At 27.2% G+C, this 25,080-nt stretch carries 24 protein-coding genes, 1 other RNA gene, 1 riboswitch and 1 other annotated feature; of the genes, 5 read left to right on the top strand and 20 right to left on the bottom strand.

What is annotated here, in order from left to right:
* Window positions 1-36: 36 nt before the first annotated feature.
* A riboswitch (TPP riboswitch) is annotated at window positions 37-138 on the bottom strand.
* A 77-nt stretch (window positions 139-215) separates the two neighbouring features.
* On the bottom strand, window positions 216-497 hold the full coding sequence (locus BN1711_RS03775; RefSeq protein WP_050606854.1) for a DUF503 domain-containing protein: 282 nt from the start codon (window positions 495-497) through the stop codon (window positions 216-218).
* A gap of 265 nt (window positions 498-762) precedes the next feature.
* Window positions 763-1,024, top strand: a binding site (T-box leader).
* 131 nt (window positions 1,025-1,155) lie between these two features.
* On the opposite strand from BN1711_RS03775, the gene BN1711_RS03770 reads away from it, so the two are divergent.
* From BN1711_RS03770 to BN1711_RS03755, 4 genes are all read left to right on the top strand, one after another.
* The gene (locus BN1711_RS03770) at window positions 1,156-1,668 is read left to right on the top strand and encodes a tryptophan transporter (RefSeq protein ID WP_050606853.1); all 513 of its coding nucleotides are present in this window, start codon (window positions 1,156-1,158) and stop codon (window positions 1,666-1,668) included.
* Window positions 1,669-1,695: 27 nt separating this feature from the next.
* Window positions 1,696-2,373 carry a Crp/Fnr family transcriptional regulator gene (locus tag BN1711_RS03765; RefSeq protein WP_050606852.1) on the top strand — a complete coding sequence of 226 codons (678 nt, stop codon included), beginning with the start codon at window positions 1,696-1,698 and terminating at the stop codon, window positions 2,371-2,373.
* Between the two features lie 82 nt (window positions 2,374-2,455).
* On the top strand, window positions 2,456-2,899 hold the full coding sequence (locus BN1711_RS03760; RefSeq protein WP_050606851.1) for a cell wall hydrolase: 444 nt from the start codon (window positions 2,456-2,458) through the stop codon (window positions 2,897-2,899).
* Window positions 2,900-2,919: 20 nt separating this feature from the next.
* Window positions 2,920-3,438 (top strand): alginate lyase, encoded by a 519-nt coding sequence (locus BN1711_RS03755; protein ID WP_129582119.1) that lies wholly within the window; start codon window positions 2,920-2,922, stop codon window positions 3,436-3,438.
* Between the two features lie 97 nt (window positions 3,439-3,535).
* On the opposite strand, the gene BN1711_RS12805 is transcribed toward BN1711_RS03755, so the two are convergent.
* The 13 genes from BN1711_RS12805 to BN1711_RS03700 form a co-directional block, all read right to left on the bottom strand.
* Window positions 3,536-3,667 carry a hypothetical protein gene (locus BN1711_RS12805; protein ID WP_279233056.1) on the bottom strand — a complete coding sequence of 44 codons (132 nt, stop codon included), beginning with the start codon at window positions 3,665-3,667 and terminating at the stop codon, window positions 3,536-3,538.
* A 136-nt stretch (window positions 3,668-3,803) separates the two neighbouring features.
* A complete protein-coding gene (locus BN1711_RS03750; RefSeq protein WP_050606850.1) occupies window positions 3,804-5,966 on the bottom strand; it encodes a YhgE/Pip domain-containing protein in 2,163 nt (720 codons plus the stop codon).
* A gap of 153 nt (window positions 5,967-6,119) precedes the next feature.
* Entirely contained in the window at window positions 6,120-6,851 is a 732-nt protein-coding gene (locus BN1711_RS03745) for a glycerophosphodiester phosphodiesterase (RefSeq protein WP_050606849.1), read from the bottom strand.
* A gap of 30 nt (window positions 6,852-6,881) precedes the next feature.
* Window positions 6,882-7,835: an ROK family protein gene (locus tag BN1711_RS03740; protein ID WP_050606848.1), complete on the bottom strand. Its 954-nt coding sequence runs from the start codon at window positions 7,833-7,835 to the stop codon at window positions 6,882-6,884.
* A gap of 479 nt (window positions 7,836-8,314) precedes the next feature.
* Entirely contained in the window at window positions 8,315-8,758 is a 444-nt protein-coding gene (locus tag BN1711_RS03735) for a GNAT family N-acetyltransferase (protein ID WP_050606847.1), read from the bottom strand.
* Window positions 8,759-9,594: 836 nt separating this feature from the next.
* Window positions 9,595-9,938: RNase P RNA component class A (gene rnpB, locus BN1711_RS12160), an RNA gene on the bottom strand.
* 50 nt (window positions 9,939-9,988) lie between these two features.
* Window positions 9,989-10,723: a zinc ribbon domain-containing protein gene (locus tag BN1711_RS03730; RefSeq protein ID WP_050606846.1), complete on the bottom strand. Its 735-nt coding sequence runs from the start codon at window positions 10,721-10,723 to the stop codon at window positions 9,989-9,991.
* Between the two features lie 76 nt (window positions 10,724-10,799).
* Window positions 10,800-11,603: a Nif3-like dinuclear metal center hexameric protein gene (locus BN1711_RS03725; RefSeq protein ID WP_050606845.1), complete on the bottom strand. Its 804-nt coding sequence runs from the start codon at window positions 11,601-11,603 to the stop codon at window positions 10,800-10,802.
* A complete protein-coding gene (locus tag BN1711_RS03720) occupies window positions 11,600-12,283 on the bottom strand; it encodes a tRNA (adenine(22)-N(1))-methyltransferase (RefSeq protein WP_050606844.1) in 684 nt (227 codons plus the stop codon). Before BN1711_RS03720 ends, BN1711_RS03725 begins: the two co-directional genes overlap by 4 nt.
* Window positions 12,284-12,307: 24 nt before the next feature.
* On the bottom strand, window positions 12,308-13,195 hold the full coding sequence (locus tag BN1711_RS03715) for a PH domain-containing protein (RefSeq protein WP_050606843.1): 888 nt from the start codon (window positions 13,193-13,195) through the stop codon (window positions 12,308-12,310).
* 91 nt (window positions 13,196-13,286) lie between these two features.
* On the bottom strand, window positions 13,287-14,381 hold the full coding sequence (gene rpoD, locus BN1711_RS03710; protein WP_050606842.1) for an RNA polymerase sigma factor RpoD: 1,095 nt from the start codon (window positions 14,379-14,381) through the stop codon (window positions 13,287-13,289).
* A 25-nt stretch (window positions 14,382-14,406) separates the two neighbouring features.
* Window positions 14,407-16,176: a DNA primase gene (gene dnaG, locus BN1711_RS03705; RefSeq protein WP_050606841.1), complete on the bottom strand. Its 1,770-nt coding sequence runs from the start codon at window positions 16,174-16,176 to the stop codon at window positions 14,407-14,409.
* Between the two features lie 271 nt (window positions 16,177-16,447).
* Entirely contained in the window at window positions 16,448-17,476 is a 1,029-nt protein-coding gene (locus BN1711_RS03700) for a deoxyguanosinetriphosphate triphosphohydrolase (protein WP_050606840.1), read from the bottom strand.
* Window positions 17,477-17,636: 160 nt separating this feature from the next.
* On the opposite strand from BN1711_RS03700, the gene BN1711_RS03695 reads away from it, so the two are divergent.
* Window positions 17,637-18,704, top strand: a complete 1,068-nt coding sequence (locus tag BN1711_RS03695) for a CotS family spore coat protein (protein ID WP_050606839.1) — start codon at window positions 17,637-17,639, stop codon at window positions 18,702-18,704.
* Window positions 18,705-18,721: 17 nt separating this feature from the next.
* Here BN1711_RS03695 and ppdK read toward each other — a convergent pair whose 3' ends face one another.
* From ppdK to BN1711_RS03665, 6 genes are all read right to left on the bottom strand, one after another.
* The gene (gene ppdK, locus BN1711_RS03690; protein ID WP_050606838.1) at window positions 18,722-21,355 is read right to left on the bottom strand and encodes a pyruvate, phosphate dikinase; all 2,634 of its coding nucleotides are present in this window, start codon (window positions 21,353-21,355) and stop codon (window positions 18,722-18,724) included.
* A gap of 69 nt (window positions 21,356-21,424) precedes the next feature.
* Window positions 21,425-22,066, bottom strand: coding sequence for a transcriptional regulator CcpN (gene ccpN, locus BN1711_RS03685; RefSeq protein ID WP_050606837.1), 642 nt, complete (start codon window positions 22,064-22,066; stop codon window positions 21,425-21,427).
* Window positions 22,067-22,304: 238 nt separating this feature from the next.
* Window positions 22,305-22,907, bottom strand: coding sequence for a DUF4342 domain-containing protein (locus BN1711_RS03680; protein WP_050606836.1), 603 nt, complete (start codon window positions 22,905-22,907; stop codon window positions 22,305-22,307).
* 2 nt (window positions 22,908-22,909) lie between these two features.
* A complete protein-coding gene (gene recO, locus BN1711_RS03675) occupies window positions 22,910-23,671 on the bottom strand; it encodes a DNA repair protein RecO (protein ID WP_050606835.1) in 762 nt (253 codons plus the stop codon).
* A 66-nt stretch (window positions 23,672-23,737) separates the two neighbouring features.
* On the bottom strand, window positions 23,738-24,628 hold the full coding sequence (gene era, locus BN1711_RS03670) for a GTPase Era (RefSeq protein WP_050606834.1): 891 nt from the start codon (window positions 24,626-24,628) through the stop codon (window positions 23,738-23,740).
* A gap of 17 nt (window positions 24,629-24,645) precedes the next feature.
* Window positions 24,646-25,044: a cytidine deaminase gene (locus BN1711_RS03665; protein ID WP_050606833.1), complete on the bottom strand. Its 399-nt coding sequence runs from the start codon at window positions 25,042-25,044 to the stop codon at window positions 24,646-24,648.
* Window positions 25,045-25,080: the final 36 nt, after the last annotated feature.

Raw genomic sequence — 25,080 nt, 5'->3', positions numbered from 1 at the left:
TAAGCTTTTTTACATTATATACAAAACATATAAATTTATATATATTGCAATGCTCCCTACGGTAATTTTAATTACATCAGGTTCAAAGGGTTAGAAAAGAAATTCTTCTCAGCCTATATGGCACCCCTGCATTTTTCATCATTATTCTATTTAATTGCTTAAAATATATTATATATCTATAGCAATTTAATGTAAAGGTTTTTAAGCAAAATATTTTATAGGATTTCTATATCTGTTCTTTCCATTAATGCATCTGTACTACCTTCTACATAATTTATTACACTTTGTATTATACTATTAGCTTGTTTCGTACTATTAGTTACACATACTACTCCTATAACTATAGATTGATGCATATCCTGATTTTCTACTTCTGCTACAGATACATTAAATTTATTTTTTGTTTTAGCTATAATACTTTTAACTATCATTCTTTTTTCTTTCAAGGAATGCACCCAATTGGCATATAAATATATCTTAACAGATCCTATAATCATAGTATCACCCCTTTAAATTATAAGATATTAATAACCTTTTGATACATCATTAGTATTCTAGAACGTTTAAGTAAATTACTTTAATTAATTATTTTAAATATATATATTAATATGTTTAACAAAATAGTTTAAAATATTTGCAGAAATTAATAAATTAAATTTTTATCTTATTATACAATAATTATATCGTATAATAGAATTAAAATTTATTAATTAAACCTTTACTTTATAAAATTAAAGTGATATAATTGAGAAAATTAAATATTAAAATTCATTAACAAGGAATAGTAGCTAAGAGGAAGATTTAAAGAGAGTTAAGGGTGGTGTAATCTTAACAATACAAATTTTAGTGAATGGCCCTTCGAGAAATAAAGCGAACTCTATTTAGATAGTAGTATTTATCGGAAGCCCACCGTTATAGGGGATAGGGTATGTTAGTACCTGAATTCAAGAGATGTTTAAATTATATAATTTACATAATTCAAACATAAATTAGGTGGCACCGCGAGTTAACCTTCGTCCTAAATAAGGATGAAGGTTTTTTTATGTATAAATTTATAAGGAGGTGGTTTAAGTGTCTTGAACTGAAGATAGTTATTGGTATTTAAAATTTTTTATAAAATCAAGTTATTTTTCTATATTGAAAGGAGATATTATTATGAATTTGAAAAAAATGATACTTAGTTCATTACTTTTAGCTATGGGATTGTTACTACACCAAATAGCCCCTCCCTTATTATTTGGAATGAAACCGGACTTTTTACTAATTATGATGTTTATAACTTTAATATTAAATAAAGATTATAAAAGTACTTTAGTTATAGGAATTTTATCTGGAATTTTAACTGCTTTTACTACAACTTTCCCTGGAGGACAGTTGCCAAATATAATAGACAAAATAATTACATCTAATTTATTATTTTTTTTAATAAAAGCTACTGAAAATAAATTCAATAAAAAAGTTAAAGTAATTATATTATCTTTTATAGGTACTTTTATAAGTGGTTCAGTATTTTTAGGCTCATCACTATTATTTATATCTCTTCCTGCTCCATTTATTTCTTTAGTTTTATCAGTAGTATTACCTGCATCTATTATAAATACTATAACTACAGTAATACTATATAATATAATAAACATGTCTCTAAGAAGATCATCTATGAATATTTAATAGAAATAACATTTTTGGAGGAACTTTATGAACAATATAATATCTGTATTAAAAAACTGTATACTATTTAAAAATTTTGAGGAAGAAGAAATCAAGCATATATTAAACAATATAAATTATAAAATATGTTCTTATGAAAAGCAGGAAACTATAGCTTTAGAAAGTGATAAATGTAACAGTATTGGCATATTATTAGATGGTACAGTAGAAATTCAAAAATTATTTTCTTCTGGTAAGACAGTCACTGTAGATATACTTCATAGTGGAGATATATTTGGGGAAGTAATAGTATTTTCTAATACTAATACTTATCCATCTAGTATTATTGCCTCTGAAAATACTATTGTTTTATTCATTACTAAAGAATACATTTTAAAACTTTGCAGTTTAAATTCTATTTTATTAAACAATTTAATGTCTTTATTATCTAACAAAATATTAATGCTTAATAAAAAAGTAAAATATTTATCTTACAATACTTTACGTGAAAAAATAGCTAGTTTTTTATTAGAACAATATTCTACTCAAAAAAACTTAACTATAAAATTAAATCTATCAAGGGAAGCATTATCAGAATTGCTTGCCATCCCTAGACCATCTTTATCTAGGGAGCTTATTAATATGAAAAAAGATGGATTAATAGATTTTAACAAAAATATTATTGTTTTAAATTCTAGAGAAACCCTTGAAGAAATTTTATATTAAAAAATTTTAAAATTATTAGTACACTTTTTGATTATTTGAATATATTAATTAGTGTGAGGAATATTTACGAGGTGTAAATTACATGGCTTATTCCGATAGGGAATTATTAGCTAGAATAATTAAATGTGAAGCTGGTGGTGAAGGTGAAGATGGTATGAAGGCCGTAGCCACCGTAGTTATGAATAGAGTTAGGATACCTTATGGAGAATATCAAAGAGTATGCCAAGGTGATCTGAGAAAAGTAATTTATCAACAAGGTCAATTCGACTGTGTTAGAGATACACTGGGTGGTCAGCCTAATCCTCAAACCATATGGTCTAATCCCCCAGAACAAATACACTATGATATAGCCGACTGGGCCTTATCTGGGAATAGATTATACAATGTAGGATATTCTCTATGGTATTTTAATCCATATTTACCCACCTGTCCTTATACCTTCCCTTCAAATGGTGTAGGTTCTTTCCAAGTGAAAGTAGTTCAACACTGCTTTTACAATCCTACAGAGTTATATGCTGAAACTTAATAATATTTAGGAGGAATTTTATGTTGTCCAAAAATTGTCCTTTCTTTGAAAATGCTAGAGGAGGTGCTGGATCTTACATGCCTATGACATCTCAATCTATGCCTTATGGTCCTATGCCTTATGGTTCTATGCCATGGTGCAATCAACCTATGCAGCAACCTATGTACGGCACATCTAATATGACTAATACTAAAGAGCAAAATCAATCCACTACTACTAAACCATCAACACAAAATACTCAATCAACACCTAATAAAGAAATGTCTATACCTCCTATGCCTATTCCTAAACCTATGAATGGTATAATTGGAGCTAGCGAACCTGTGCAAGATAATATAAATTACAATCAAGGATTTTTAAAGACTCAAATTGGTAGACGTGTAAAAATAGAATTTTTAATAGGTACGAATATGTTGATTGATAGAGAAGGTACATTACTATCTGTTGGAATAAGCTACTTATTAATAAGAGAAGTAGACACTAACGACTTAATAATGGCAGATATGTATTCTATTAAATTTGTAAGAATATTTGATTAACATAAAAATATAAAGCCCTACAAAACCTGTAGGGCTTTATATTTTAAAAAACAGTTAAATTTTATTTTATATGTCAACAAATTATATAGGGGCACTCCTATTTAACTATAGCTTCAACTGTTGTACTTTTGGCCTCAAAATTTTGTGCCTGGGTTCCTTTTATAGATAATCCCGCAATTATACCTATACTTAAAACAACTGCCATAGTAAAATAAAATAGCTTTTTCATTTTAACAATCCTCCTATATAATAAACTCTCTATAATAATTCTATGCTTATAGTATAACTTTAATAAGTATAATCTTTGTTACAAAATGAATAAATAATAGTTACAAAAGTATAACAACTATGTCTTTATTTACAACTTACTCTTCTACTAATCCACTCTCTTTAAACTTTTCTACAAACTTTTCATTTATGCCCTCTAATTTTTTCTTTAGTAAAAAACTTAAAATTAAAGATAAAACAAAGTATATGCTCAATATGAAAACATTTTTTAAAAGTACAGTTTTGATAACCCCACCCACAGCTTCCCTCATACCAGCTATAGCATAAGTAAATGGTAATAGTGGGTTAATTTTTTGAAAAAACGGTGGTGTCATTTCTATAGGGAAAGTTCCTCCAGAAGATGATATTTGAAGAACTAAAAGTATAACTGCTAAAGCCTTACCTACATTCTTAAATACGGAAACTAGAGTATATACTATCATAGAAAATACTATGCTTATAAATATAGACAGTACTACAAAAATAATTTTATTTTTTACATATACTTTTAATAAAAAAATATCCCCTAAACTAACTACCAATGCTTGTAATACAGCTATAGTCATAAATGTTAAATATCTTCCAAAATATTTTTCCTGAATTCTTAAGTTTTTAATGTTTTCCGACTCCAATACATTCACTGAAAGAATAGATACTAAAATTAATGCTCCTACCCATAAAGATAAAGTTGTAAAAAATGGTGCCATAGCTGATCCATAATTAGGTATAGGATATATTCTATTTTCCTTAATTTCTATTGGGTTAGATATAAAATCACTTTCAATATTTGCATTCTTTTTCATGATTTTAATTATTTCATTTAATTTTTCATCGTCATCTAATTTTCTTAATTTACCTGCAACTTCATGTATAGACTTTTCAATAGATGGCAATTTATTTTTAATTATTTTTATACTATTTATTCCTTTCTTGCTTCCTTCATAGGTTTCATTTAATAAGTTTTCCGCTGCAGGTAATTCACTTTTAGTATCTTTTAATAACTTAGTTGTATTATTCGCTATTATATTTAATTCATTAACCACATTATTTATAGCAGGTAAAATTTTTGAATCAAAATTATCTATTATATTATTTAATATAGGAGTTACATTTAAAGCTTTATTTTTTAATGTATTTAGTAATTCTACTGAAGGCTTTTCGCCCTTATCTATTATATTTATTACCTTATTTATACTATTTATTCTGTCATTTAATCTATTTTCTACATTAGAAAGATTATTTATAAAGCTGTTTAATATATTATTATTTCTATCTTTATTTATAGAATTTAATAAATCTATTATATTCTGAATTATTTCCTTGCTCTTAATAAATTTATCTCTTGATATAGATAAAATTTCTTTAGATTTTTTTGAATTATCTTTTATTAGATTTATTCCATCTTCCATTATATTTTCTGCTGTAGATGTTATATTTTTTGCGATAATCAAATCCTCTTTAATATATGGAGCTATTTTATCTAAACTAGTTTTAAACTTTTGTAAAAAAATCTCTCCCTTATCTAATACATTTAGCCCCCTGTTTATAGTGTCCTTAATTAAAGGTATATCCTTTTGTATTTTATTTATAAATTCTTCTAAAGTTATGGCTCCCTTTTCTAATTTGTCTATATCATTATTTATGTCTGGTATTTTACTATCTATATAAAATATCATATTAGTTAAATCTTTTAGTTTTGGTTTTCCTTTTTCAAGTTCTACTCCTAGCTTATTGAATACATTGAAAATAATACCATTTACAGTTTTAACAAAATCTTTCGTCACCTCATTTTGTACAGTACTTATCCCTTTGTCTGTTATTTTAGGTGCTACCGCATTTCTTTTTTCATTTATAGAATAAATTAAGCTAGGTTTTGTAGGATTATCTCCCACTATAGATAACATTTTTGAAGAAAAATCCTCTGGTATAGTTAAACTAGCATAATATTTACCATTTGTAACTCCCCACTCTGCTTCTTTTTCATTTACAAAATTCCATCCTATTTTATTATTATTTTTTAATTCTTTTATGATTTCATCTCCAATATTTATTTTTATTTCTTTATAACTACCTCCTCTATCTTTGTTTACCACAGCAACTAATATTCCTTTAGTGTTAGAATAAGGATCCCAAGATGATTTTATATTAAACCATGCATATAAGGAAGGTAATATTATAAGACCTAAAACTATTACTAACGCTACCCAATTTGTTACTATATTTTTTATATCTCTTTTGTAAATCCTAATTATATTTTTCATATATTTCAACCTTTCAATTATTGTAAAACACAATATTTTATAAATTTAGTTTGTGTTTATAAAAAGGTTATAATTCTCTTATTCATCATGAATTTTTATGTAAAAAAATAAAACTTAACCAAAATTAAAGTTAAGTTTTATTAATTATATTTTTTATATATTAGATATTATATTTTTTGCTTTATCTGGGTAATTAGTAATTATATTTGATACCCCTCCCAAAGCAAGTTTGCCCATAATAATTTCATCATCCACCGTATATGGATTTATTTCTAAAGAATTCATATAAGCCTTCTTTATAAAATCTTCCGTAACAGTTATATAAAAAGGATGAAGCGCATCTACCTTTATACTTTTAGCATAATCCCAAGGTTCATATAAAGATGCAGAATAAAGCATTCCTGTTTTAATTTCAGGGCATAGATTTTTAATTTTTACTAAAGAATAATGATCAAAAGAAGATATAATACATCTATCCATAATTTCATACCCTTTTAAAAGCCTTAATAATTTTTCTTCTATATTAGGATACACTCTATATCCTGCTTTTATTTCTATATTTAAATCAATGTTCTTATAAGCTACAAGTTCTAATACTTCTCTTAAAGTAGGTATCTTTTCATTTTTAAATTCTTTATTAAACCAAAAACCTGCATCTAATCTTTTTAACTCCTCCAATGTAAATTCCATAACTAAACCTTTTCCATTAGTAGTTCTATCCACCTTTTCATCATGTATAACCACAATATGGTCATCTTTGCTTAAATGAATATCTAACTCTATTGCATCTGCTTTCATTTCTATAGCCTTAGTAAAGGCAGCTATAGTGTTCTCTGGAGCATAGGCTGCTGCTCCTCTATGTGCCATAATTTTAGTATCTATCATCTTTCTACCCCCTAAATATTTTAACTTTTCTTACTTGCTTTCCATTATAGCAAGAGCTATAGCTCCCATAACCCCTGCATCATCCCCTAAAATAGCTGGAAGTATCTTAGTGTTTTCATACATGACTTTAAAACACCTTTCTTTTACTACCTTTTCTATTTTATCAAATACTATTTTTCCTGCCTTAGAAACTCCACCACCTATTATAATTCTTTCTGGATCAAAAGAACTTATTAGATTTGCTACACATATTCCAAGATATTCTAAAGACTCATCCAATATTCCTAAAGCTACTTTATCATTTTTCTTAGCTTCTTTAAAAACTTCTTTTGCTGTTATATATTTATACTGAGAAAGAGACGTTTTTAATCCTCTCTCTACTGCTTCCCTACCTTTTTTCCCTATAGCTGTACCAGATGCTAGAGCTTCTGCGCATCCATAATTTCCACAGTTACATTTTGTACCATCCTTCTTTAAAGTAGTATGTCCTATTTCCAATGCATTAGAAGTATTTCCTCTATATATTTTTCCATTTAATATAGCTCCAGCACCAATACCCGTAGATACTGTTACAAAAATCATATTATTACTTTCTTTTCCTGACCCAAATATATACTCTCCTATAGATGCTACATTTGCATCATTATCTAAATAAGTTTTAATTCCAAATTTATTTTCTATAGGACTTACTATATCAAAGTCTTTAAAGGGTAAATTAGGTGTAGTTATAATTCTTCCTTTTTTATAATCTAAGGGTCCTGGCGAACCAATTCCTATAGATATAATATTTTCTTTATCTACTTTAGAATTATTAATTACCTCTTCTATAGAATTTAAAATTCTTTCAAATACAGCTATATCTCCCTCATAAGAATTTGTAGGTAAAGTACATTTTGAAACTATGTTTCCCTCTACATTAGATAAAGCTGTATTAATTTTTGTACCTCCAAGATCTACTCCTATAACATACTTTTCTTCTAACATGTCACCCTCCTATTATATTATCTGTAAGAAACAAATCTTACATTAACTTTAAGAATCTTATGATTACATTTTAACTTTTATAATATATATTTTCTATATAACTCTATAGTATTTATATAAAATTTATTTTATAGGTAGATATATATTTCCTTCCTTCTATATTTAGATGCAAATACTATATGATATTTATTTACATCTTTAATTAGTATGTGCTAAACTATTATCCATTGGGATAATACCTCCTTAAATTTTAGATTGGCTGACGAAACCATATCTATATTATCAAAGTAAGGTATTTTTTTTCAACGCTTAAGCTTTTCTGGTCACACCTGCATAGCAGGTAGTTTTATTTATGGACAATAAAAAACACCCGTAAAAACGGATGTTTTCTATCTCATTGTGGAACTCCGAGTTCTGTATTAGAAAAAGCTAATATTTAAATTTAATATATTAATATTAGCTACATAAAATTGGATTATTTATTTTTTATATAACATATCTATATGTGGAATATTATCCTCTAAATATTCTTCTGAAATTGCCTTAAAGCCAAGACTACTATAAAAATTAAGTAAATATGCTTGTGCTTGGATTTTTATGATATCTTCATTTAAATTATTTTCCACAATCTTAATAGCTTTTACCATCATTTCTCTTGAAATTCCCTTTTTACGATAATTCTTCTTAACCGATACTCTCCCTATTGATATTTCATCATAAGAAACTCCTTTCTTCAAAATTCTTAAATATGCAACTATTTCTTCATTTTCTTCACAAAAGAAATGATATGAATTTAAATCTTTATAATCACAGTCAAGATATGCACAATCCTGTTCTACAATGAATACTTCATTTCTTAATGCTAAAATTTTGTATATTTCTTCTACATTAAGTTCACTAAATTTTTTTAGTTTCCAATTCATCAAAGTACCTCCATATACATGAAATATTATATTTTAATAATACCTAAGCTTCTCTAATAAGGATAAAAGCACCAGATCTCATTCCTCCTTAAAAGACCCTAATGGAGCAAGACTCAGTGCTTTTTAATATTCTTACCCAGTGATAAAAATAAACATCGTGTTATTTAATTGTTAAGTATAGTATCATAGTATTAACTTTTTTGCAACATTGAATTTAAACTGATTGATAAATTACTATTCTTATATTTGCTTTACATATTGAAATTTAGGGTTTACTTTATAATAAAATATAAAAACAAGATTGGTTCTTGTCTGTCTTATTAATAATTCACCATAAAAATAATACCAAAGCCACATCCACTAAAAGTTAAAATTACAAATAATAAAATGTTTAATAACTTAATAAGTAATTTACTATTATGTACCCTCTAAAATATAATAGAGAATCTCTTTCTTATATATTTTTCATTATATAGAGCTTTGCTTACAAAAACAAACATTTATTTAAAAATAATTTAATAAAACTCCTAAAATTTACAAAAAAAATTCAGATTGAAAATAAACTTAAATACTGAGCATACTATATTGATAATATATTTAATTCTAAGAAATGTAATTTTGTAATGACATAGGAAAAAGGAATAGATTTTAAAGTTATCCAAACTAAACTAGGACATTCTGATATAAATACAACTTTAAATGTATATTCTCATGTAAATCCAAAAATGCAACAATCTGCTACTGAAAAGTTTACAAATCTAATGGATGGATTATAAATGGTGGAAGTTTGCTGTAAAAACAAAAAAACACTAGATATGAAACCTAGTGTTTTCAATGGCACGACCAAGCCTATAAGCCGAGTTCTGTATTAGACAATCATCTATCTACGCGCAATGTTACCATTACACTCTAGCGATACTACCCGAGAGCGGGACGGGCAGCCCCTTAACGCTCTCCTATTCGATCTTGCTCCAGGTGGGGTTTACATAGCCACATAGTCACCCATGTGCTGGTGAGCTCTTACCTCGCCTTTCCACCCTTGCCGAGAAAATCTCGGCGGTATATCTCTGTTGCACTATCCTTCAAGTCGCCCTGACTGGGTATTACCCAGCACCCTGCCCTATGGAGCTCGGACTTTCCTCTCCTGATTTAAATCAGCAGCGATTGTCTGGCTTACTCGCAAATATTATAATATCATAATATCTATAAAAAATCAAATTAATTTTTTTTTTATTTTTTCTTAGTTTTAGTATTATTCTTATCATAGTACAATATACGACCACAGTTATCACAATATACTAGATTATTTTCATTTTTAAGTTTATCCATAGTTATACTAGACACCTTCATTCTACAACCCAAACAAACTTGATTTTCTAGTGAAGCTACTGCTACTTTTTTCTTAGTTTTTATATTATCAAATTCTCTTAGCATATCTTCAGGTATACATTTTCTTAATTCTTTTATTTTTTCTTCACAGTCTATTAATTCTTTTTTAGCCTTATTTATTTTATCTACAGTACTTTTTTTATACTCTTCAAATTCTATCTTTATTTTTTTTATATTCTTTAATAACTCTTCTTTCTCAGAGCTTATCTTTTCATCCCTTTCTAATAAATTAAGAGATAAATCATCTAAATCTTTTATTTTATCTTTTTCTTTTTTTATATCTTCTTGAAGACTATATATAAGTTTTATATTATTACCTGTTTCTTCATATAAAACATTTTCCATATGAGCTACTTTACTATCTTCTTCTTTTACTTTTAAGGTTATATTTTTATACTCTTTTTTTATTTCATTTAATTCACTTTCTCTTATTTTATATTGTTTTTTTGCTTCTTCAAAGTTTTTCTTTAACCCTTTTAAAAAGTTTATATAAGATTCATCTTTTAGTGTTTTTTTATTTTTTTCCATACAAGAATAGTTTTTTTCAAGTTCCATTAATAAATTTAAATTGCTCATAAAATCATTCTCCTTTAGATATAAAATTTTTCCCTAGTTGTATAAAAAAAATAGAAAGGAGATTAGTTACTCTTTTCTATTTATACTTGTAAGGACTTTTGCTATTTTGGGATAAAAATATCCTATTGTTATAGCCCTTAATTTCTATTTTATTTTTTAAATATTCATAAACCTTTATTAAAGCCGGCCATTCTGTATGAAAATGTCCTGCATCAATAACTGGTATATTTTCTTCTAATAAATCACTTACATGATGATAAGTAGTATCCCCTGTTATTATACATTGAGCCCCCAAAGCTTTTGCTTTGTTAAAATAACTTTCTCCACTACCATTTATTATTGCTATTTTTCTTATTTTAACGTTATCCTCTCCAGAATATCTTAATGTAGAAACATTTAAGATTTCCTTCACCTTATAACATAAACTACTTAAAGTAATATCTTCTTTTAAGTCTCCTATTCTACCTATACCTGCTTTTGGATTCAGCTTATTATCATCTATTATTTTAATATTTTTTAATCCCATTAATTTAGCTACTATATCATTGAGTCCATTTTCTGTAGAATCTAAATTTGTATGACTTGAATATAAACTAATATCATTTTTTATAAGTTCTATTATCTTTCTACCTAAAATAGTATCTGTAGTTATACTAGAAGGTTTCCTAAATAAAAGTGGATGGTGCGTAACTATTAAATTACATTTCCTGCGCTTAGCCTCCTGTATTACTTCTAGTGTACAGTCTAAGGCTACCAGTATATTTTTAACTATACTTTCTGAATCTCCCACCATAAGTCCTACATTATCATAGCTTTCTTTTAAGTATAAAGGTGCATATTGTTCCATTATATCCTGTATATCTTTTATTTTTAAACTCATTTCAACAGCTCCTTTAACTTAGTTATCTTTTTTATAATATCTTTTTTTCTAGCTTTTGCCCCTTCTGTATCTTCTTTTATGTAAATCAATATTTTATTATAAATATCTATTTTGTAATTTATAAATTCACTTAATAATTTATGATTTTTGTCTATCAAATCCTTACCTATTTCATAATAAATAGGCTCCAATTTTTTAGGATTGTTATCATACCTTATCTTTATTATCTCATAAAATTTGTTTTCGTCAAATACTATTCCTTCTTCTAATACTTTATAACCTTTATCATATATGTATTTTCTAAGAACCTCTGGATTTTGTATAGGTTGCAATACTAAAAAATCTAAAAGTTTAAATACCTCTTGGGATTCTTCTAGTATATCCTTTATCATATTTCCACCCATACCAGCAATTACAGCACCCTCTGCTTCATTAGGTTTTATAGGATTAAGTCCTGCCCCTAATCTACATTCTATGCTATTTGATAATCCTTTCGTTCTTATATTATTCTCTGCCCTTTCTATAGGCCCTTTATTTATATCTGATGCAATAGCACTTTTACAGATATTATTTTTAACTAAGTATATTGGAATATACGCATGATCTGTTCCTACATCTACTATACAATCACATTTATCTACCATACTTGCTATAGTTTTTAACCTTAAACTTATTTCCATATCAAAACTCCTAATTATTTTATTTTAACCATATACACAAAGTATTCTAATTTGCATTATTAAAAATAATATAGATAAAACTAACGGTACATATAAGAATTTATAAGCATAATTCTTATCATATTTGGAATAAAAATATGATACATAATACATACAAAAAAATATTACCATATTTAAGGCACCATATATCATTTGCTTAAAAGCAAATTGTTTCCCCGTTCCAAAAGTTAATGGTGTAAACTTAGCGTTAAATAATAAAGGCATTTTTTTAGGTAATTTATTTAAAAGATATAAAACAAGTGGATTTAAAGTTATTATTATTGTAACTATAGTTACAACAATAAATGGATATAAATATTTCTTATTTTTAAATACATTAGAATTTTTACTAATCTTATAACTCCAATCAGATTCTAATACATTTCTTTCCTTTAATTTATTTTCAAATTCATCTATATTTTCTGGAGATATACCATAATTAATTTTATCTGTTTTTAAATATATTATATTTTTATTTGAAGATACATACATATAGGTATTTCCTATCTTATCTATTATATTTCTACCTATAGCATAATAATATTTGCTAAAACCAGATACCCTTATGCTTTTTATATATCCTACATCTTTTCTATAACACTGAATTGTATTAATTGGTATACTTACCTTCTTAAGACCAAATATACTATTTATATATATCTTTTCATCATCTATGTAATACTCCATAGTTATATACATTAATATGTAATAAATTAAATACATATTTAAACCTATAACACATAGCTTTAATAATTCTACAATTTCATAGGAATCCACTAATAATATTGTAATAATTACTATAGCATTATAAAATAAGCTATTAGTTATTATAGAAGATAATCCTGCTCCCCTTATAGGTTTAAATTTGTTCATTCTATCACCCTTTCTTTATGTTTTGTTCACATAGTACACAAATTATTATATCATATATGACTATAAAAAAAAGCACCTTTAATATGGTGCATTAATCTAAATAATCTTTAAGTTTTTTACTTCTACTTGGATGTCTTAATTTTCTTAGTGCTTTTGCTTCTATTTGTCTTATTCTTTCTCTAGTTACATTAAACTCCTTACCAACTTCCTCTAAAGTTCTTGCCCTTCCATCATCTAATCCAAATCTCAATCTTAATACTTTTTCTTCTCTTGGTGTTAAAGTATCAAGTACATTTATAAGTTGTTCTTTTAGCATAGTAAAGGCTGCAGCTTCTGCTGGCGCTGGCGCTTCATCATCTGGTATAAAGTCCCCTAGATGACTATCTTCCTCTTCACCTATTGGTGTTTCTAATGATACTGGTTCTTGAGCTATCTTTGTGATTTCTCTAACTTTATCTACTGGCATTTCCATAACCTTAGCTACTTCTTCTGGTTGAGGTTCTCTTCCAAGTTCCTGAAGTAACTGTCTTGATACCCTTATTAATTTATTTATAGTTTCAACCATATGAACCGGTATTCTTATAGTTCTTGCTTGGTCTGCAATAGCTCTTGTAATTGCCTGCCTTATCCACCAAGTAGCATAAGTACTAAATTTATATCCTTTTGTATAATCAAACTTTTCTACTGCTTTTATTAATCCTAAATTTCCTTCTTGTATTAAGTCTAAAAATAGCATTCCTCTACCTACATATCTTTTAGCTATACTTACTACAAGTCTTAAATTGGCCTCTGCTAACTTCTTTTTAGCTGCCATATCTCCTTCATTTATTCTTTTAGCCAATTCTATTTCTTCCTCTGGTGTTAAAAGAGATACTTTTCCTATTTCTTTTAAGTACATTCTTACTGGATCATCTATAGCAATACCTTCTGGTACAGATAAATCCATATCCTCTTCCTTTACATCTATCTCATTTATGTCCCCTACAACTTCTACACCCATAGACTCTAAAACTTCATATATTTTTTCTATTTGCTCAGGACCTAAATCTATTTCTTCTAATTCATCCATTATTTCTTTATAAGTTAAGTTTCCACTTTTCTTACCTTTTTCAATAAGTCGTCTAACTAACTTCATTTTTTCTTTTTTATCTTTTTGAACATTTTTACTATCCTTTTTTTCTTTCATGAAATATAGCCTCCTTTCGATCCTATTACATATTAGCTATAGTTTTCTGCAACTTCACAAGTTTTTGAGATATATCTATAGATTCTTTATATTTGCCCTCTTTTTCTAGTTGCTTTATTTTATCCATAAGCTCTTTTTTGTCTTTTTCTAATTGATACTTTTTTATACTCTTAATTGAATCCTTTATTATCTCTTCTATTTTTTCTTCATCATACATAAACTCAGTATCTAATATTTTAATCCATTCCTTCGAAGTTTCCTCTTGCTTATCGCATTTAGCCTCTATCTGAATTTTTCTTTTTTCTATATCTTCACACTCTATATTTTCAGTTATATATTTATATATCTTTTTATGACTTTCTAATGCTAACTCTTCCTCTTTTAAATTATTTATTATGTTGTCATAAACATCTTTATTATTGAACATAACCTGTAAAACAAGTCTTTCAGCTGTTATATAAGCTGGTTCTAAATATAATTTTTGTCCAAAAGATGCTAACCTATTCATTTTTTCAGAATTTTCTCCAGATTTTTTAATTTTATCATTTAATTGGTCATATAAAGTCTGAATTTTTATATTCGTTTCTTCTGCTAACTTCTTTATGTACAAGTCTCTTTCTACTGGTTCTAATGGGGTTGTAATATTTATAACTTTTTCTGCATATTTTGCAATATGATGAGGATTATTAAAATTTATATTCTTTTTAGCCATTTCTATTTTATATTCTATAAGTGGAAGGGCTTTATCTACAAGCTCTAAATAAGCTTCTTTACCATTATTCCTTACAAATTCATCTGGATCTTTTCCTTCTGGTACAGTTAAAATTCTAACTTCAAGTCCAACTTCTTTTAATATCTGAAGACCTCTCATTGTAGCTGCCTGTCCTGCGACATCAGCGTCATAGGATATTATAACTCTGTCTGCATATCTTTTTAAAAGCCTTCCTTGATTCATAGTTAAAGCTGTACCTAATGAAGCTACTACATTTTCTATTCCATATTGATGTAAGGTTATACAATCCATATATCCTTCTACTATTATTAAATTTCTAGTCCTTTGCTTAATGGCATAATTTAATCCATATAAGTTAGTACCTTTTTTAAATACGTATGTTTCTGGGGAATTTAAATACTTAGGTTTAGAATCATCAAGTACTCTACCACCAAATCCTATAACTCTACCTTTATAATCGAAAACTGGAAATATAACTCTATTTCTAAATCTATCATAACAAGAATTATTTCTTCCCCTTACAGCCAAACCTGCCTCTAAAATATCTTGTTCTTTGTAACCTTTATTTTTAAGGTAACTTAAAGTACCATCCCAATTATCTTTAGCATAGCCTAAACCAAATCTTTTTATAGTTTTTCCAGTAACCCCTCTATTTAAAAAATAATTCACTGCTTTTTTATTTTTTATAAGATTTCCGAAAAAATATCTAGCAGCATCTACATTTATTTTATACATTTTATTTTTAAATGTATTTTTTTCATTCCCTTTACCGTCAATATCTATATCTATGTTAACTCTATCTGCTAATAACTTTATAGCTTCCGGAAAACTAAGATTTTTAGTCTTCATTGTATAAGTTATAACATTTCCTACTTCACCACATCCAAAACATTTATATATTTGTTTGTCTTGTGATACACTAAATGAAGGCGTTTTTTCATGATGAAAAGGACATAATCCAAAATAATTTCTTCCCGCTCTTTTAAGCTTTACATCCTCTGATATAACTTCCACTATATCATTTTCATCTTTTACCCTCTGAATGACATCTTCCGATATCAATAATTACTCCCACCTTACTTTTTATATTTTAATAAAATCAAAAAATACTTAGGCAAAATTAATATATTCGACAAAAATTACTTTTTTCCTTCTAATAAATTAAATGTTTTTTTAAATTGTACTATAAACTTATATATATATATTCTTTATAAATGATAAATTTCCTTCAAAAATGTATAATTTTTATAAAGATATTGTATTTTTACATTTTTTATATTATAGTTCACCTATTAGAATACGATTTTTATACTTTTTTGTAATATTATAACAATTAGTATAATACTATTTTAGGAACATATATATTATTAAATAAATATAAACAATAATCGTCACTCATGCCAGATATATAATCTGATACCCCAATAGATAACCCTTCTTCTTTTGCTATATTTTTATAAAGTTCTGGCATCCTATCAGGATTTTTCATAAAATAACTAAAAACTTGCCTTAATATAAACTTCGCTTTTTCTCTTTCTTCCTTTAATGCATTACCATTATACACATTATCAAATAAAAATCTTCTAAGCTCATATAAACATTCTTCTTTTTTAACACTTAAAGATACTTTTAAAACTCCTTCCTTTATATTATTTAAAGTATTTTCTATACAGTCTGTAACTAATGTATCTATTCTTTTCCCATGAGTATCCCCTAGGGACTCTAGTAAATTCATCGGAATATCTTTTATCTGTAAAATTCCTGCTCTTATAGAATCATCTATATCGTGATTTACATATGCTATTTTATCACTATACTTAACTACCTGTCCTTCCAGTGTATAAGCCCTAGTAGTTTTCTTAGAAAATCCACTATGATGAAGAATTCCATCTAGCACTTCATAAGTTAAATTTAGTCCTAAGCCTTGCTTTTCAATCCTTGTTAAAACTCTTATGCTATTTTCATTATGCTTAAATCCATTTGGCAGAAGTTCATTTAAAACTTCTTCTCCATTATGTGCAAAAGCTACATGACCTATATCGTGTCCTAATGCTATAGCTTCTATTAAATCTTCATTTAGTCCTATTCCACGTCCTATAGTCCTTGCAATTTGGGATACTTCTAGAGTATGAGTAAGTCTAGTTCTATAATGATCCCCTGAGGTTTTTATATAAACTTGAGTTTTGTGTTTAAGTCGCCTGAAAGATTTGCTATGGATAATTCTATCTCTATCTAGCATAAAATCTGTTCTTATTTCATCTTTTTTTTCTTTCCTATCTCTTCCCTTAGAATCCACCACTAAACATGCCTTACTATTTAATATTAGCTTTTCATTTTTTTCTATACCTTCTCTTATACTCATAATTATCATCCTTTAAACATTTAAATCACCAAATTATTAAATAACTATTTTTATTAATTAATTCTATATTAATTTTCTAACTCCTTTTTTTATTGAAATGTATAATATATAGATTTCAATAATATCATTATAGAAGAAATATTTTTTAAGGAGTGTTCTTATGGCTTATAAGTCTAAGTCATTTAATATAAGTTTATTATCTGAAGAAAATGTAAAAAAATACATCCTTCCTGAATATAATTTAGAAGATTCCACTATTTCACAGATTAAATTTAAAAATACTGATAAACAACGTGCCGTATACAAAGTTTCTCATAATGACAAAAATTATTGTCTTAAAAAAGTTTATTTTAAAGAAGAGGAACTTTTATTTGTGTATTCTTCTATGGAATGGCTCTATAGACATAACATAAATGTTCCTAGAATATTACCTAATAAAAATAACGGTCGATTTGTAAATTTAAATAATATGCTTTTTATACTTACCCCATGGATATTAGGGGAAAAATGTGATTATGATAAAAAAGAACATATTTTTTATTCTATGGAAAATTTAAGTAAAATGCATAATTGTGCTGAAAAATTTATTCCTATAAAAGGTGGATACCGAAAAGAAAAAAAAGATAATATATATTTATCCTATGAGAAACATCTAAATCAAATGCTAAAATGTTATAATTATGCCTTTAAATATCAAGACAAATTTTCTAACACTTTTATAAATAATTTTGATCTTAACCTGTTACTGGCAAAAACTTCTGTAAAAATAGCTTCTACTATTAATCCAGATAATTTATCTAGATGTTTATGCCATCTGGATTATGTAAATAAAAATATTATAATAGATGATACAAGTAATATATGGGTGATAGATTTTGATAAATGCGCTAAAGATTTTAGGGTACATGATATATCCTACTTTTTGAGAAGAATTCTAAGAAGATCTTCTACCAATTGGAATGCAAATTTAACTATAGAATTACTAGATACTTATAATAAATTAAATCCTTTAAATTTTGATGAATATAAATATATATTAAGCTATTTATCTTTCCCACAGAAATTCTGGAAAATATCAAGAGATTATTATAAGAATATAACTAAATGCAATAAGAAATCATTTCAAAAAATACTAAATAAGTCTATACAGGATACTGAAAAACAAATTAAATTTTCCTATATATTGGGTAAATATATAGAAGATAAATTTAAAAAGCCTGAATATTAAAATTCAGGCTTTTATATTTATTTTCTAGGATTTTTAATTTGAGCTTGTGCTGCTGCTAATCTAGCTAGTGGAACTCTATATGGTGAACAGGATACATAATTTAATCCTACATTATGACAGAATTCAATAGATGATGGATCTCCACCATGTTCTCCGCATATTCCTAATTTTATATCTGGTCTTGTTTGTTTTCCTAGTTTTACTGCCATTTCTACAAGTTTTCCTACACCAGTTTGATCTATTCTTTGGAATGGATCAAATTCATATATCTTTTTGTCATAGTAATCGTTTAAGAATTTAGCAGCGTCATCTCTTGAGAATCCAAAAGTCATTTGTGTTAAATCATTAGTTCCAAATGAGAAAAATTCTGCTTCTTTAGCTATTTCATCCGCAGTAAGTGCTGCTCTTGGTATTTCTATCATAGTTCCTACTTGATACTTCATCTCTATATTAGCATTTTCTATAACTCTATTTGCTGTTTCTACTACTACATCCTTTACATACTTCATTTCTTTTACTTCGCCAATTAATGGTATCATTATTTCTGGTTTTATAGTTATATTTTTACTCTTTGTAACTTCTATAGCTGCTTGTATTATAGCAGTTGTTTGCATTTCTGCTATTTCAGGATAAGATACTGCTAAACGACATCCTCTATGACCCATCATTGGGTTAAATTCGTGTAATGATACTACAGCTTCTTTTACTTCTTCAAAGGTTATGCCCATTTCCTTTGCTAGACTGTTAATATCTTCATCATTTTTGGGTAAGAATTCATGTAGTGGCGGATCTAATAATCTTATATTTACAGCTTTTTCGCCCATAGCCTCGTAAAGTCCTATAAAATCTTCTCTTTGCATTGGTAAAAGTTTTTCCAAAGCTTTTCTTCTTTGTTTCTCTGTTTTTGAAAGTATCATTTCTCTAACAGCAGGTATTCTTTCTTCTTTAAAGAACATGTGCTCTGTTCTACAAAGCCCTATTCCTTCTGCACCAAAACTTACTGCTTGAGAAGCATCCTTTGGAGTATCTGCATTTGTTCTAACTTTTAATGCTCTTACTTCATCTGCCCATTCCATAAATCTTCCAAAGTATCCACTGATAGCTGGAGCTACTGTTTTTATAGCTTCTCCATAAACTTTTCCTGTACTTCCATCAAGTGAGATATATTCGCCTTCTTTATAAGTTTTTCCTAAAGCTTTAAAGTATTTTCCTTCTTCATTTACATTTAAATCTCCACAACCTGCTACACAGCATGTTCCCATACCTCTAGCTACAACTGCTGCATGAGATGTCATTCCTCCTCTTATAGTAAGTATGCCCTCTGCAGCTATCATTCCTTCTATATCCTCAGGGGATGTTTCAAGTCTGACTAAAATTACTTTTTCTCCTTTATCATGATGAGCTTTAGCTTCTTCAGCTGTAAAATAAATTCTACCACAAGCAGCTCCCGGTGAAGCTGGAAGTCCTTTTGCTATAGGATTAGAATTTTTTAATTCATTCTCATCAAAATTAGGGTGTAGTAGTGTATCTAATTGTTTTGGCTCTACTTTTAATAAAGCCTCCTCTTGAGTTAGTAAACCTTCTTCTACTAAATCTACTGCTATTTTTAATGCGGCTTGTGCTGTTCTTTTACCATTTCTTGTTTGCAAGAAATATAACTTGCCTTGTTCTATAGTAAATTCCATGTCCTGCATATCTTTGTAATGGCTTTCTAATTTCTTAGCTATATCTCTAAATTGTTTGTAACACTCTGGTAATTCTTTTTCTAATTTTGATATAGGTTGAGGTGTTCTTATTCCAGCTACAACGTCTTCACCTTGCGCATTTATTAAATATTCACCAAATATTTCGTTTTCACCAGTGGCAGGATTTCTTGTAAATGCAACACCAGTTCCTGAAGTATTTCCCATATTTCCAAATACCATAGCTTGAACATTTACTGCTGTACCCCAATCACCTGGTATATCATTTAATCTTCTATATACTATAGCTCTTGGATTATCCCAAGATCTAAATACTGCTGTTACTGATGATAGTAACTGTTCTTTGGGATCTTGTGGAAAATCTTCTTTTATTTCTTTTTTGTAGATTTCTTTAAATTTAACTACTACCTCTTTTAAATCTTCTGTTGTTAAATCTGTATCATATTTAACATTTTTAGTCTCTTTCATATCATCAAGTACGTCTTCAAACTCTCTCTTGTCTATTCCCATAACTACATCTGAAAACATTTGAATGAATCTTCTGTAAGAATCATATGCAAATCTTTCATTATTTGTGAGCTTTGATAAAGCTATTACAGTTTCATCATTTAATCCTAAATTTAATATAGTATCCATCATACCTGGCATAGAAACTCTAGCCCCAGATCTTACAGAAACTAATAAAGGATTTTCTTTACTTCCAAACTTTTTATTAGTTTTATTCTCTATATCCTTCATAGCCCCTATAATTTCATCTATTATATGATTATTTAATTTCTTTCCATCTTCATAATATTGTAAACAAGCCTCTGTAGTCACTGTAAATCCTGATGGAACAGGTATTCCTAGAATAGTCATTTCGGCCAAGTTAGCTCCTTTGCCCCCTAAAAGATTTCTCATCTTTGCATTTCCTTGACTAAAAAGATAAACATACTTTTTATTTTCCATTGTAAACATCCCCTCTTATAATTTTGTTTATATGATCAGATAATTATTATCTGTTTTAAACAAAAGACCTTAGGAATTTTCCCCCAATTTAACAAATAGTCTAGTTATATTTGTTTTTGAAACTTTACCTATTATTTTTAGCTCTTCTTTACCATTTTTAACCACTTTATCAACTACTGGTAAACTATCTACCTCATGATCTATTATCTTTTGTGCTGCCACATATGCATTATCTTCTTTGTCTACATAAACTATATTAGGCATCCTTGTCATTATTATACCTACTGGAACTTTATGCATATCTGTTCCACCCATGGCTATCTTTAAAAAGTCTTTTCTCGATACAGCACCCACTAATATACCATCATTATGAATAAAAATTGTACCTACATCATTTAGAAATAAATGTAATATAGAATCATATACTGTTGTACTTTCTTCAACCATAATTGGATCTGACATTATATTTTTTACTACTATACTTTCTATATAATCTTGTAAAAAGCTATATGAAGGCTTATGAGAATAAATATATCCTACTTTAGGTTTTGCCTCTAATATTCCTATCATTGTTAATATAGCCAAATCAGGTCTTAATGCTGCTCTAGTTACCCCTAAATGAGTAGCCAAATTTTCACTTGTTATCGGTTCATTCTTTTTTACTAGTTCTACTATTTGTTCTTGTCTTTCAGATAACTTGATAGTATTCACCCTCTTCCTTATATAGTAATTATTAAAATTATAAAACTAAACTATATATATTATACCACTATTTTTCAATAAATAGTATAGCACTTTTACGATTTATGCTTATTTATTTAAAATTATGTTATGCTTATTATTTTTTTCTTCCTATTACGCCATTTTTTCATTATTTTTTTAAAAAATAAATTCAAAAAATCAGCAGCTTTAAACTGCTGATTTTTAAGTATATATAAATTATAGCTCTTTACTTATCTTCATCAGTCTTTTCATTATCTGTTTCTTCTTTATCTGCTTCTTCATCATCAAATTTTACTGTATAACTATATACATGTTCATCTAAATTACCATCTTCTGAACTCATCTTGTTTGTAAATTTTTCTTTTATATCTGAGGTCTTATTTTGTACAGTTTCTTTTATATCTTTAGCTGTACATTTTATTATTTTGTTTACTACTTCTACAGAACCATCTTCTTTTGTTATTTCTATAGTTACCTTTGTAAATAAAGCTGCTGCTATACCTATTCCAAGTAATGGTGCCCATATCAATGCAGCTACAGCTGTAGCTGCTATACCTGCATTTACTGGTATGTCCACTATAGTTTTATCATCTTTCTTTATTTTTATTCTAGTTACATTGCCTTTATTTATAGTATCTTTTATCCATTTTACAAATTCATCTTTAGTAGTATATATATTATCTTTTTCTTCTTTTTCTTTATTTTCAATATAAACCAATGCATCTACTACATTTCCATTACAAGCTTCTAAAGCTTCCTTTGCCGCTGTATAAGTTACTCCTGTCCTCTCTCTTATAATATCAATTTTTTCTAATGTTATTTCAGTCATGTTTACTCCTCCTCTATATAATTTAATATTTGAAGACTTCTAGGTTTTTTTAAATAATTTTGAGATATTATTGAATTTAGTATTTTATATAGCTCTCTCTTAGTTTGTTTTTCTACAGATAACCTATATATTTTCTCTAAGGACGTTTTTGAAAAATATTTTAATATATTATAAGTAGCGTAATTTATATTTATACCATTTATTTTTTCACATTCTCTACAAACTCCACCTACATTTTGAAAATTAATGTAATTAGACGTAGTTATATTTTTACCACATATACTACAATAATCTAAATTCAATCCGTATCCAGTAGCTTGTAGAACCTTAACCTCAAAAGCTCTAGCTAAAATTTCTATATCAACAGCTTTATTTTTTATTAAATAAAATGCAGTAACAAGATGCCTAAATAAATCCCTATTACTTTCTCCTTCTTCTGCACATATGTCTATAAGTTCGCAAAAATATGAAGCATAAGTTAATGTATTTAAATCCTTCAAAAAATCTTGAAAAGATTCTATTAATTTTCCTTCTGATAGATTAAACATACTCTTACCTTTATATAATACATAATCTCCATAACAAAAAGGAATAGTGTTTGATAAATACTTACTTCTATTTTTTTTAGCTCCTTTAGCTATTGAAGTTACCTTTCCTAATTTTTCTGTATAAAGCCATACTAATTTATCTGCTTCTTTAAAGTCTTGTGTTTTTATTACTACAGCTCTAGTTTTAAAAATAGACAGAAAATCAACTCCTAAAATAAAATTTAATTTTAAAAATCAAATTTCTTATATTTAGTATATCCTAAATATTATAATAAATATATTTTATTTTATTTCTTTATAGCCTAGTTCTTTTAATAGCTTTTGATTGTCTCTCCATTCCTCTTTAACTTTTACCCATAATCTTATATATACTTTAGATTGTAGAAATTCCTCTATATCTTGTCTTGCATATTTAGATATTGTTTTTAATGTGTTGCCTCCTTTACCTATAATTATAGGTTTATGAGAACTTTTTTCACATAGTATATTACCTTCTATTCTATATATACCTTTTTCATTTTTTCTCATTTGAATTATTTCTACTGCTATTCCATGAGGAACTTCCTCTTTTAACATTCTTAATGCTTTTTCTCTTATTATCTCTGAAACTATAAATCTTTCATTTTGATCTGTTATCATATCATCCGGATAAAACTTTGGTCCTTCTGGCATGTACTTTACCATAAGTTCCTTTAATAATTCTACATTTTTTCTTTTTAAAGCTGATATTGGTATTATCTCCTTAAAATCCATAAGTTCTGAATAATTTTTTAAAGTTTCTGCTACCTTTTCTGGTGAATTTTCATCTACCTTATTTACTACTAAAAATACAGGTTGATTTATATTCTTTAATTGTTCTATTATAAATAGGTCCCCTTTTCCTGGCTTTTCATCTGGGTTTACTAAAAATAAAACTAAATCTACATCTTTTATCGAATCAGAAGCAGACTTTACCATATATTCACCTAATTTATGTTTAGGTTTATGAATTCCTGGGGTATCTACGAATATAAGTTGATATTCATCCTCTGTTAGTATAGTTTGTATATTATTTCTCGTAGTTTGTGGTCTACAAGAAACTATTGATAATTTTTCTTTCATCATAGCATTTAAAAGAGTTGATTTACCAACATTAGGTCTTCCTACAATAGTTACAAATCCTGATTTAAACATATTCTATCTCCTTGTCTTTATTTCATTAAATCTTTTTTAGTAAAAGTTACTGGTATTATTTCATCTAATTTTTTTACCATGTATTCATCTTTATTTTTTACTATTATTATGTCTATATTTCCATCTGCAAATTCACTTATTACTTGTATGCATATACCACAAGGATAAGTATAATCTTTTTCACTTCCAACTATAGCTATAGCTTTAATATTTTTATGACCTTCAGAAATTGCTTTAAATATAGCCGTTCTCTCTGCACAATTAGTAGCACCATAAGATGCATTTTCTATATTACAACCAGAGTAAATTTTATTATCTTCTGTAATAATTGCCGCTCCTACTTTAAAGTTTGAATAAGGTACGTAGGCATTCTCCCTTGCTTTAATAGCTTTATCTATAAGTTCTTTATATTTCATTTTCAATCCTCCCATTGAATAAAATTCGCTATATTA

The organism is Clostridium niameyense (assembly GCF_001243045.1).
Classification (GTDB): domain Bacteria; phylum Bacillota; class Clostridia; order Clostridiales; family Clostridiaceae; genus Clostridium_F; species Clostridium_F niameyense.
This window is presented reverse-complemented; position numbering and strand designations above follow the sequence as displayed.